General features: G+C 29.3%; 11 protein-coding genes and 1 tRNA gene. 3 read left to right on the top strand and 9 right to left on the bottom strand.

Annotation, left to right across the window (positions count from 1 at the left end):
- Positions 1-529: 529 nt before the first annotated feature.
- The 4 genes from VIM70_RS03945 to VIM70_RS03930 form a co-directional block, all read right to left on the bottom strand.
- On the bottom strand, positions 530-1,666 hold the full coding sequence (locus VIM70_RS03945) for an alanine--glyoxylate aminotransferase family protein (protein WP_331944315.1): 1,137 nt from the start codon (positions 1,664-1,666) through the stop codon (positions 530-532).
- 124 nt (positions 1,667-1,790) lie between these two features.
- On the bottom strand, positions 1,791-2,591 hold the full coding sequence (locus tag VIM70_RS03940) for a hypothetical protein (RefSeq protein ID WP_331944313.1): 801 nt from the start codon (positions 2,589-2,591) through the stop codon (positions 1,791-1,793).
- Positions 2,592-2,760: 169 nt separating this feature from the next.
- On the bottom strand, positions 2,761-3,195 hold the full coding sequence (locus VIM70_RS03935; RefSeq protein WP_331944311.1) for a VanZ family protein: 435 nt from the start codon (positions 3,193-3,195) through the stop codon (positions 2,761-2,763).
- Positions 3,196-3,531: 336 nt separating this feature from the next.
- The gene (locus VIM70_RS03930; RefSeq protein ID WP_331944309.1) at positions 3,532-3,843 is read right to left on the bottom strand and encodes a hypothetical protein; all 312 of its coding nucleotides are present in this window, start codon (positions 3,841-3,843) and stop codon (positions 3,532-3,534) included.
- A 194-nt stretch (positions 3,844-4,037) separates the two neighbouring features.
- Between VIM70_RS03930 and VIM70_RS03925 the strand changes: the two genes are divergently transcribed.
- The 3 genes from VIM70_RS03925 (at position 4,038) to glgD (ending at position 7,752) form a co-directional block, all read left to right on the top strand.
- Positions 4,038-5,303 (top strand): Nramp family divalent metal transporter, encoded by a 1,266-nt coding sequence (locus VIM70_RS03925; protein ID WP_331944307.1) that lies wholly within the window; start codon positions 4,038-4,040, stop codon positions 5,301-5,303.
- Between the two features lie 184 nt (positions 5,304-5,487).
- The gene (locus tag VIM70_RS03920; RefSeq protein WP_331944305.1) at positions 5,488-6,633 is read left to right on the top strand and encodes a glucose-1-phosphate adenylyltransferase; all 1,146 of its coding nucleotides are present in this window, start codon (positions 5,488-5,490) and stop codon (positions 6,631-6,633) included.
- Positions 6,634-6,642: 9 nt separating this feature from the next.
- On the top strand, positions 6,643-7,752 hold the full coding sequence (gene glgD, locus VIM70_RS03915) for a glucose-1-phosphate adenylyltransferase subunit GlgD (protein ID WP_331944303.1): 1,110 nt from the start codon (positions 6,643-6,645) through the stop codon (positions 7,750-7,752).
- 126 nt (positions 7,753-7,878) lie between these two features.
- On the opposite strand, the gene VIM70_RS03910 is transcribed toward glgD, so the two are convergent.
- The 5 genes from VIM70_RS03910 to VIM70_RS03890 all read right to left on the bottom strand — a co-directional run bounded on the left by VIM70_RS03910 (position 7,879) and on the right by VIM70_RS03890 (position 12,495).
- On the bottom strand, positions 7,879-9,015 hold the full coding sequence (locus VIM70_RS03910; protein WP_331944301.1) for a mechanosensitive ion channel family protein: 1,137 nt from the start codon (positions 9,013-9,015) through the stop codon (positions 7,879-7,881).
- A gap of 205 nt (positions 9,016-9,220) precedes the next feature.
- Positions 9,221-9,634, bottom strand: a complete 414-nt coding sequence (locus VIM70_RS03905; protein WP_331944299.1) for a hypothetical protein — start codon at positions 9,632-9,634, stop codon at positions 9,221-9,223.
- Positions 9,635-9,826: 192 nt separating this feature from the next.
- Positions 9,827-10,528: a response regulator transcription factor gene (locus tag VIM70_RS03900; protein WP_331944297.1), complete on the bottom strand. Its 702-nt coding sequence runs from the start codon at positions 10,526-10,528 to the stop codon at positions 9,827-9,829.
- Entirely contained in the window at positions 10,497-12,128 is a 1,632-nt protein-coding gene (locus tag VIM70_RS03895; protein ID WP_331944295.1) for a DUF4118 domain-containing protein, read from the bottom strand. The genes VIM70_RS03900 and VIM70_RS03895 overlap by 32 nt, the downstream gene beginning before the upstream one ends.
- A 291-nt stretch (positions 12,129-12,419) precedes the next feature.
- A tRNA-Lys gene (locus tag VIM70_RS03890) sits at positions 12,420-12,495 on the bottom strand.
- Positions 12,496-12,555 lie beyond the last annotated feature (60 nt).

Genomic DNA, 12,555 nt, shown 5'->3' with positions numbered 1-12,555 from the left:
AGGTTGATTCGCATGCTCATTACATACTTTTTAGTCTTACGACTAAAATATTACTTTTTTCTAAAGTAATTAACTGGTTAAAATAAAATATTATTTCATTTCTTTACCTATTTCTCTGTTTAATTTTCAAAGACCAATTTGCTTTGTCATCATGTGACGACTTGTACCATTTTACTAGGTATCTTTTGTTTTGTCAACAAGTTTTTAAACATTATTTAAATGTTAACTTACAAGCTTTAACTTAATCGTTAATCACTCGTGTCGACAAGTAATATATTATCATATATATGTACAAATCATTAATTCTAATTTCGTACCTACGACAATTATATACAATTTCCTTCATAATACTACTTTTTATTAGGTATCACTCACACTGATACACTAGGCCTAGTATACACTGCGTCTATCCCTCACATATTAGGTAGGAACTGTTTTTATAGAATTTATTTATTATTTAGCCGATGATTGCCACCGGCTAATAATGTATTATGCATATAACATTTAGATCCGTTTTAAAGTACGAGGTTTACTTATAGTCATTTAAAAAAACTTCAACCATATTTTTTTTACACTCAAAACCTAATGATTTTAATGAGGATTGTAGTGCAATTAGAGTGTATATCATTTTATCTTTTCTAGCATTTTCGCCCATATGGCCTATCCTTATAACTTTCCCCTTTAGATATCCAAATGATCCAGCTATAAATACATTAAATTCATCAACCATATGTTTTAACAGTTCTTTAACGTTTATACCCTCTGGAACTTCTATAACTGTTACGGTATTTGAATATCCCTCTTTAATATATAAATTAAGACCTGCTTCCATTATGGCTTTTCTTGTTGCTTTCCCAATAGAATTATGTCTTTCAAGTATATCCTTATCATTTAATATATTATCAAAGGCCTGTCTTAGTCCAACTATATCACTTATTGGCGGTGTATAAGGAAACCACTTATTTTCATAGTAATCCTTCCATACAAGTAAATTGCAATAATAGGATGCTATAGGCTTTTTTCTCATTTCCATTAATTTAAATGCATCTTCACTAATACTTAGAAACGTTAGCCCTGCTGGAGCCGAAACACATTTTTGTGATGCGCCTATTACAATGTCTATTTTCCATTCATCCACCCGTACTTGTTCTCCACCCATAGCCGCTACACTATCCACTACCGTTAATATACCTTTTTTCTTTAGCAACTGGCATATATTTTCTATATCATTTAGAACGCCTGAAGGGGTGTCGCAATGTACTACAGTAGCATATTTAAAGTCATAATCTTTTTCAAGAAACTTTTCCAGCTCTACTATATCTATTTCATGTTTTCTATCACCTTTAAAAAAGACAACTTCCCCACCATACATCTTAACAAAGTCGGCAAATCCTTCTCCGAATATTCCATTATCAATTACTAATACCCTATCACCATTTTCCGTAAGTGATGCACATGCAGCCTCAAGACCTAAAATTCCTTCACCACTTAATATTCTAACTTCATTTTTAGTTTTTAAAAACTTACCTATCTTCTCACAAGTTTCTTTGTAAAATTCATAAAACTGTAGATCTAAATCTGGGTTGGTAGTAGCCAATGCCCTAGCCATCCTAACGTTTTCTCTCACCTGTGTGGGTCCTGGAGTCATTATTTGGGACACTTTCATAATTTTCACTCCCTTAAATTGTAGTTTATCTTAACCTATTAAAAATTATATCACTTTTAATAGGTTTTAAATAATGTATGCATACAATTTTGATTAACATAAAACTACCTTCTTTTATATTGTATTAATTCTTTATCAAAAACAACAGTAAACTTACAAAATAAGTTATAGTTGAAAAAATCAATGCTATTACAAGAAACCCTATTAGTACAATATTATATTTTAATATGCTTTGGGCCATAATAAATTTTGAAATTCCAAACACATTTAGAACTAATATTATAATAAATATTAAAATAAATCCTTTAGATGCTCCTTTAATATCCGCGGTACTCAATGATATATGAGAAGAAATGCAAATAGCTAAAAATAAAAACAAAATAAAGTAAGGATTAGCAAAGTTATTTATTGAAAATATTATTTTTATTAAATAAATATAAGAAGTTAGTATTCCGTTTATTGCAACATAATTTATTTCAGTAACATGTAAATTATTCATAGATATAGTTATAAATTCGATATATGTCTTGGGGATTATGGCGTGCATTAAAATAATTATTGCGGAAATCCCTCCAAATATAGGTGCAATGCCTATGAAAAAGTTACCTGTTTGCTGGTATACACTACTCGGATTATAAGAATGAGATACATACCCAAGTACGCCATTTTCATCTCTCTTTTGCAATAATACCAATTTCGTAATTTTGTGTCCAAATAGAACACATAAGATAGCATGAGAAATTTCGTGAATCGGTACGCCTATAGTTGCAGTTACAGCAACTGCCTTCCACCCGAAACTCTTTTGGAAATTGTCTATTGTGTGTTCTCTTAGAAATCCAAGAATGAATCCTACAATAATTATCATTCCTGTCATGTATAGTGTATCTAAAGACGTCTTTATTATTAAATTTATTAAAACATTCATTTAATCATCCTCTCAAATTTTGTTAATTTTCTATTTTAGATGCATTTTATGCACAGTTAGTAGCTATAAATCTAAATTTATCCACAATAAAGCTCAATTTTGGAGCTCTGTTGTGGACAATTTTCTTTATAACTCTATTTTAATTTTGTCAGGACCTTAATTTAAAAGTTTAACTCTTTTTAAATGTGACCCGAATATACGTAAATAAAAATGATGTAAGCCCTCCACAAGTATCTACAAGCACATCTCTAAAGGCAGACACTCTTCCTGGGACAAAAAATTGATGAAACTCATCTGAGCAAGCGTATAAAAAAACTATTAATAAGGCCCCAATAAAAACTTTAATATCTTTATTTTTTTTTGTACTAATAGCTCTAAATAGGAAAATATATAAAATAAAATACTCAGTGAAATGTGCTGACTTTCTAACTATAAAATCACTCATAGTACCAAATATACTATTTAAGTTAATCCCAAGCAAATTAAATACGTATATAACAAATTTATTATTTTCACTTGATATATCGCCAGGTTGACTAGAAAATATAAATATTAATATCATCCATCCTATAACCAAAATCCAATCTATATGTTTTTTTTTCATATATTCACTCCTCATTCATTACACTTAATATATCTAATTAATACATTGATTATGGTTTAATTAAATATACTTGTCAATATACTTGTCAATATACGTTATTAAAAATAAGATAACAGTAGATATATATAGTAATCAGGTATAATATAGAAATACACCAGAAACAATTAATTATCTCTGGTGTATTTAAAAAGTTATTATTGTAATATTACTCCAATTAATTTAATCTTGTAATTATTATATGTATATTTCAATAGTTATGCTAATGTAGTATAAAGGTATTAATAATAAAGTATATTCTTTTATTATATGATTATATGTACTAATTACAGAAATTTTTTATCCAAAGAATTCTGGGTTTTTTACATGGTCTGCCCTTATTGCTTTTTTCATTATAGTAAGCTCTATAGTTTGGTTAGATTTATCGACAGAACAAGGATATTTGGCCCCACATTGATTACATTCTATATATTCCTTGAAACAAGTTTGTTCTCTATTATCAAATAAAAATGGAAGATTTTCTAATCCCTCTTCATCTATATATACATTGACTGTGTCTATTTTATATGTATAGCGATAAGTGGCTTCATGTTTTATTTCAAAATTTTCACCATTGCATTTAGGGCATACTAGTGATTCATTTATTTTCAATTTATAACTTCCTCTCTATCTTAGTATGCCTATAGTATTTGTTTATTCTTCTTTTATATTCTTCATATTATGTTTAACATTTTATAGTGTTATAACCAATATCTATTTTTCTTTATATATATTTTTATGTAGACTTAAATAATACTTACCATATAATATATATTGCAATAATAATATAGGACGGATGTGTTTTAATGAATTTATCATTTTTCAAAAATTTCACGAAAAAAGACCACCCACCTAAGCAAAAGGCATTAAATTTCCTAAAATATATAGGACCAGGACTACTCGTAACAGTAGGATTTATAGACCCTGGTAACTGGGCATCAAATCTTTCTGCCGGTGCGGATTTCGGCTATACTCTACTTTGGATGGTAACACTTTCAACTATTATGCTTATTATTCTTCAACACAATGCTGCCCATCTTGGAATTGTTACTGGTAACTGCTTATCAGAAGCATCTACTGCAACATTAAACCCAAAACTGAATAAAGTAGTTCTTGGTTCTGCAGTGATTGCTGCAATATCTACCGCACTTGCGGAACTTCTTGGTGGCGCTATCGCTTTAAATATGCTATTTGGCATGCCTATAAGACTAGGAACGGTATTAGTTTTATGTTTGATTTTATGGATATTATACACAAATTCTTATAGAAAACTAGAAAAATGGATTATAGGCTTTGTTTCTCTAATAGGAATATCTTTTATATTCGAACTAAGTCTTGTGCATATAGAATGGGGAAAAGCTATGGTAAGCTGGATTAAACCAACTTTTCCTTTAGGTTCACTTCCAATAATTATGAGTGTCCTGGGAGCTGTCGTAATGCCTCATAATTTATTTTTACACTCTCAAGTAATACAAAGTCGTCAGTGGAACCTTGAAGATGAAAGTGTAATAAAAAAGCAATTGAAATATGAATTTATGGATACATTTTTTTCAATGATTGTAGGGTGGGCCATAAATAGTGCTATGATACTTATTGCAGCAACTACTTTCTTTGCAAAAAAAGTTCAGGTTACTCAGCTTAGTCAAGCCCAACAAATGCTAACTCCTCTACTTGGAAATACAGCCTCAGTAATTTTCGCTATAGCACTACTTTTTGCTGGAATTTCCTCGTCAGTTACTGCAGGCATGGCTGGTGGAAGTATTTTTGCCGGAATCTTCGGTAAAGATTATAATATTGATGAAAAGCATACTAAGTTTGGAATAGGAATCACTTTGGTTGGTGCTGCCATAGTTATATTCTTTATAACAGACCCTTTTAAAGGCCTCATTTACTCACAAATGCTCTTAAGTATACAACTTCCTATAACTATATTCCTCCAGATATATTTAACATCTTCTAAAAAAGTTATGGGTAAATATGCTAATACTCCACTTAATAAAATCACTCTTTGGATTATTGCACTAATAGTAACAGGGCTTAATATAATGCTATTACTAAGCTTTATATTGTAAGTAATATAAATAAAGAAATTAGGCGTTGTATTCGCCTGATTTTTTTTAGTTAAAAGGTATTAAATCCACTCCTTACTAATATACATAATTAAAGTAGGATAATTAAACATTAGGGTTAATAAGAAAAACATGTTATCAACAATACATATTTATTTGTTATTCCTTAGATAAGGAGGTACCTAAAATGCAAAAAAAAGAAATGATAGCTATGATACTCGCAGGTGGACAAGGTAGTAGACTTAAGATGCTTACGAAAAACACAGCAAAGCCTGCAATTCCTTTTGGTGGTAAATATAAAATTATTGATTTTACTCTAAGTAATTGTTCAAATTCAGGAATAGATACAGTTGGAGTATTAACGCAATATCAGCCACTTTCCTTAAATTCACATATAGGCATAGGTATTCCTTGGGATTTAGATAGAAATAGTGGTGGTGTTACTCTTCTCCCTCCTTATAAACATGAATCAGGAGGAGACTGGTACAAAGGTACTGCAAATGCTATATATCAAAATACTAATTTTATAGACTCACACGAACCAGAATATGTACTTATCCTCTCTGGAGATCATATTTATAAAATGGACTATTCAAAAATGCTTAAGTTTCATAAAGAAAAATGCGCTGATGCTACTATAGCAGTTATTAAAGTCCCACTTGGCGAGGCTTCTAGATTTGGTATAATGAATACTACTACTGCTAATAAAATATATGAATTTGAAGAAAAACCTCAAAATCCTAAAAATGATATGGCTTCTATGGGAGTATATATTTTTAATTGGAAATTCCTTAAAACCTTTTTAAAGGACGATGAAAACAATAAACATTCAGAAAATGATTTTGGAAAAAACATAATACCTGCTATGCTTAAAAATAAAAAAAATATATATGCATATCTTTTTAAAGGCTATTGGAAAGATGTAGGTACTATAAAGAGCCTTTGGGAAGCAAATATGGATTTAATAGATGAAAATAATGAATTAAATATTCATGATGAAAATTGGAATATATACTCGATAAATCCCACTAACCCAGCTCAATATATAGGACCTAATGCAAAAGTTACTAATTCTTTAGTAGTTCAAGGATGCATTGTACTCGGTGAAGTTTCAAGTTCAGTACTATTTCATGGAGTTACAGTTGGAAAAAATTCTAAAATATCAAATTCTGTAATAATGCCTAATACCAAAATAGCTGATAATGTTATTATTGATAAAGCTATAATCGGTAATAATGTCATTATAAGAGGCCATAGCGTTATAGGGACAACCGATGATATAACTCTTATTGCAGAGGGCACTGAAATTAAATCCAATTCAGTTATAAGATGAGGTGATTAAATGCTTAGTAATTATATGGGTATATTAAATTTACATGAGGATGAATCAAACATAATAAATCTTACTAAAAATAGACCACTCGCTGCTATTCCAATAGCTGCAAGGTATAGAATTATTGATTTCACATTATCTAATATGGTTAATCCTGGCATTAGAAACATAGGACTTTTTACTCAAAGCAACTCACGTTCTTTAGTTGATCATTTAGGTTCGGGCAAACCTTGGGATTTAGACAGAAGACTAAATGGACTATTTGTTTTCAATTTTGGCATTGCTAGCTTTTCTTTAAATGATGCAGAAATGTTATGGAATAACATGGAGTATCTATATAGAAGTAAAGAGAAAAATGTGATTCTTTCCTCATCTTATATGATAGGGAACATAGATTACTTGGATGCCGTGAAATATCATGAAAATAACCATCAAGATATAACTGTACTATACAAATCCATTAATACTGGAACTAAAGATTTCTTAAATTGTGATGTATTAAACATAGATGAAAACAATGAGGTTCTGAGTGTAGGAAATAATATGGGAATTTATGATAGTTTAAATATTTCCATGGAAATGTTTATTATGAAAAAAGACCTTTTGATATCACTTGTAAATAAATGTATTCAAACTGGTTCTTATTCAAATATTAAAGATGCTATATATAAAAACATTAAAGACTTAAAAGTTAAGGCTTATGAATTTAAAGGTTACCTTAAATGTGTTAATTCAATAAGTGCTTACTATAAAACTAATATGGACATGCTCAACCTAAAAACAACTAAAGAATTGTTTTTTAGTAATGGACCTATTTACACAAAAATTAAAGATGAACCCCCTACTAAATATTCAACTGAAACCAAAGTAAGAAATTCAATAATTGCTGATGGATGTATTATAGAAGGAACTATTGAAAATAGCATTATATCAAGGTGCGTTGTTGTTCGCAAAGGAGCTGAAATTAAAAATAGTATTATCCTTCAAAATTGTGAAATCAGAGAAAATTCTAAGCTCTTTAATGTGATAATTGATAAAAATGTAATAATAGATAAAGGCAAACAACTTAAAGGTGATGAAGACTTCCCACTTGTAATAGAAAAAAGAGCATTATTTTAAAAACATAAATATAGCATCAGTAACTCCTTAGTTACTGATGCTATATTTTCCTTAAACACTCAAATGTAAAAACACAAATCTTTACTCGTTATCATTATTTTGCACTAAAGTTTCCTTTTTATTATGTTAATACTCTAATTTATTATCTTCTTTCTTAATATCAGGTAATTTTTCCACATATACACTTGTACCCGGTAATGCAAGTGAAACATCTTCTTGCTGTAATATATCCATTATTCCAAAATTAATATTTTCTTTTACTTCTAAAAATTCACCTAATTTTGCTGTTTCAACAAAGAAATATATAAAGATATCTAAACTACTAGCGTTAAACTTATCAAATCTAACATATATTTCTTCCTTATTAACTTGTGCGTGGCCCTCTATTAAATTTCGAATCTTTGTAACACAAATCTCTAGTTTCTCCCTTGACGTTCCATAATTTAATCCTAAGTTAAAATTGAGTCTACGTTTTCCCCGTCTACTGTAATTTGTTACAGGTTCGCTAACTAATTTTGAATTAGGAACTATTATTAATGCTAAATCGAAAGTTCGTATTTTAGTAGTCCTAAATGTAATTTCCTCCACGGTGCCTTCTAAAGAGTCGTTATTAATCCAATCTCCAAGAGCAAATGGTTTATCTAATATTATAAGTATACCTGCAATAATATTAGCCGCTGCGTCTTTAGCTGCCAGAGCAAATGCTAATCCTCCTAGTCCAAGACCTGTAATAAACCCTTGAATATTATAGCCCCATTTTTCAGCGATAATAGTTATAACTAATGCTAATAATATTAGCCTTAATATTTTGGATATAAATGGAAATAGTATTTTGTCTACTTTTATATCGTATGCTTTATGCATTTTCTCAAATAATAAAGACGATTCGCCTGTAAGATTATATAATCCCCATGAAATTAAAAGTATTATAGCGGAACTAAAAACTTTATTTATAAAATCAAGTGTTATTGAAAATTCTTGCATTAAAATAATGTAAGCAAAATATAATCCTAACACCTCAAAAAAATTAATTAAAGGTCTTTCAAAGGCAGATACTATTTTTGTGTCTGCATTAAACTTTGTTTTATTAACAAGTCTCAATATAATTTTAAATACATATTTTGCAAATATTTTTTTTAGTAATACAAATAATATAAAAACTACAATAGCGAATCCTACATATATTAATTTGTTATATGTTAAACTGTTAAAAACAGTTTGTAGCTTGTCTTTCGCAAAAAAATCAACTATAGAACCAAACAAACAATCACGCTCCTTTTTTCTTATGTTTATATATATAATCATTTTAATCTAATAATGCTATTTTCTCAATGGATTATAAAGGAATAAATAAATTTACAATAAAAACTTAATAACTTCATGAAGCACAAAAAGCTTCAAAAGGCGTTAAAATCTCCTTTTGAAGTCGCTATCCAGTAATTTAATTTTTTAAATTATATAAAATTAACTAACATGTTGAATTTCTATTAGCCTCATTATTTATCATCTGTCCAATGTATATCGTTTTACATTCAAATGAATGTGACTTTTGGTATTCTTTAATAATATTATCTCCAAAGTCTATATTTGCTCCATTAAATTTATAAAAATATGAAGTTAATTTTTCCAAGTTTTTATCTGCGGGTTTATAGGATGGATCAAATGCGTATGCCGCTCTATAATATTTACCTGCCAAAAGTACATCACCTTTATATTCTGAGATAACACCTAGTAAATTGTATGCTTCTGGAGAATGGTCATTTAAAACCATAGCTGCATGGAGATACACTTTTGCTAGATCAAGCTTACTAGACTTTATTGAATTAATTGCTTGTTCTATATTATTTTGAAAAGAACTTTTTTCATTACTATTTGTTAACATATAATCACCTCATATTATCCTTTCATATTTATTTGTATTTATAATTACATATTATCAAAATCACTACAAAATTGCTATAAAGAACATATAAAGATAAGTCCTAACGTATAAAGATTGTGTGAAGATTTCATGATTTATCTTTGTTTTATTATTCTAAAAAAAGATGAAGCCAAAAGCTTCATCTTTGAAAAATTATTCATCAACTAATCTATAGCCCACTCCAACCTCCGTTATTATATACTGTGGCTGAGCAGGATCCTTCTCAATTTTTCTTCTTATATTAGCCATAAATACTCTAAGGGATTGTGTGTCATTTTCAAAATAACTTCCCCAAATCTCATCAACTATATATTTATGAGTTAACACACGTCCTGCATATCTTGACATTAACTCAATTAACTTGTATTCCATTGGTGTTAAATGTATTTCTTCATTCAGAATTGTAACTCTTCGTTTTTTAAAATCTATACTCAAATTTTTAACATTAAATTCTGATAACATGTCGCCTTGTGAATCACTAACTCCATTAAACTGTCTAAGTGCTACCCTAATTCTAGCTAAGAGCTCGGCTACACTAAACGGCTTGGTCAAATAATCATCTGCACCCTTATCTAGTGCTTCAACTTTTTCCCTTTCACGCCCACGAGCTGATACAACTATAATTCTAGCTTTTGTGGAATCTCTTACATTCTCAATAACTTTAAGCCCATCTATATCAGGCAACCCTAAGTCTAAAATTATGATATTTGGATTTTGTGAAAAAATAAGTGTTATAGCCGTATTCCCAAGTTCCGTTTCAATGCACTTATATCCTTGTGCCTCAAGAGAAACTTTCATAAATCTTCTAATAGGTTTATCGTCTTCAACTATTAAAATCAAAGGCTTTATATTCATTTCCATCGCTCCTTATTCCAGGCAAACTAAATATAAAGGTTGCTCCACCTGAAGAATTATTTAAAGCTTCCATATATCCACCATGTGCTTCTATAATAGACTTACATATAGCTAGTCCCAATCCTATTCCTCGTCTTTCTAAGGACTCTCCCTTAGTTTTTGTATAAAATCTATCAAATATAGTTGATAGATCTTCTTCGGGTATTCCTTTTCCATTATCTGATACTTCAAAAATCACTTCATTTTCCTTTTGCGTAACTTTGATTTTTATAATAGAATCACTCTGCGTATATTTTATAGCATTATCAATCAAATTTATAAACACTTGCTCTATTAATAATCCATCCACAAATAATATAACCACTTTTTCAGGCAATTCGATCTTGATGTTATGGCTTCCTGAAAACCTTGTAACTCTAGATATGGATTCAGAAATAATTTCTTCAACAATCTCCACATCTTTCTTAACCTCAAGCTTACCTTCGTCTATCCGTGTCATGCTTAATATATTTTCAACTGAGTGTATAATCCAGCTTGTATCTTCATAAATAATTTTAAGAAGCTCTTTCTTGGTATCAGTATCAAGAATGTCATAGTTATCACTAATAGTAGAAACTGATCCCAATATTCCTGTAAGTGGAGTTCTTAAATCATGTGAAATTGACCTTAAGATATTGCCCCTAAGTCTCTCTCTCTCAGTCTCTAAATTAATTTGTCTCTTTTTTTCATATAGTTCTTCTCTTTCAATTGCTAAGGCCATTTGTGTAGAAACAGACTGCAAAAGAATCTTTTCGTTTTCAATCAAAATATTTTTTTCTAAGCAAGCTATTCCAATAACTCCCAGTATTTTACTTTGTCCCTTAATTGGATGATAATACCCCACGCTGTTTATAGATTTTTCTGCTTCAAATTCGACCACTTTTCCTGTTCTAAAACATTTTTCAATTGCTTTTGACTCTATTTCAGACTCAAAAATGTCCTTTTGATATTGATTATTAAGCATATAAACATTGGGTGCTTGCAAATTATTTTTCTCGTCTACAATAACCACCATAATAGTTCTGTTAAACATATCAATTAAATTGTCACCACAAACTTCAACTATTTGATCTTTATTTTTTGCTGTTAGCAGTGAGTTACTAATTTTATATAAAATTCTCATACTATTTTCACGTATAAAAGATATTTTTGCTTGTGTTTTAACTCTTGATGTTAAGGTACTTGTTATAATTGCGGCTATAAGCATTATAATAAAAGTTACAGGATAGTCAGTTCTATAAACTAAAAAGCTATAATATGGAATAGTAAAGAAAAAATTAAATAATAACACCCCAGTTATTGCAGCTACTATACCATAAATATATCCATCAGTACTTCTTGATACAAATAATACCGCTAAGATAAACACTATTATTACATTTGATTCATGCAACCCAAGTTTTCGGAGTATCAGAGATATTATAGTAAACAGACTCAGAATTAATAATGTTTTTATTACATTTATAATTATTATTGTTTTAGGTCTAATTTCTTCATAATCACTATCTTTATAATTACCATAAATTTCTACAACTCTTCCTTCGAACTTGCCTTTTTTCAAACTCCCATCACCTTCCTTATACATCTTAATATAAGTTATAATCATATGAACAAGCAATTAATAAATAAGGAAAATTATTTTAATGCTATATTTATATTCTAATCAATTATAGGGATCAATGCAACTTTTCATATGTTCTAAAAGTGCTGATAAAAAATAAAACTATAAAAAGTTTAATAAAGGAAATTTTTATCGATTGATTAGAATATTCTTAAAATTTATGAATAAATATCTCTTTGTTTACAGTAAACAAAGAGAATTAAAAAAAACACTTCAAATGAAGTGTTTTTTTGGTGGCTTACCGGGGAATCGAACCCCGGACACCATGATTAAAAGTCATGTGCTCTACCAACTGAGCTAGTAAACCATGTAAACCTGGCGACAACCTACTCTTCCACAAGGTCACCCCTGCAGTACCATCGGCGCA

Origin of the sequence: Clostridium sp., from assembly GCF_036569345.1 — a bacterium.
Classification (GTDB): domain Bacteria; phylum Bacillota; class Clostridia; order Clostridiales; family Clostridiaceae; genus Clostridium_AD.
Note: the sequence above shows the minus strand (reverse complement) of the source record. Positions and strands in the feature narration are given on the sequence as shown.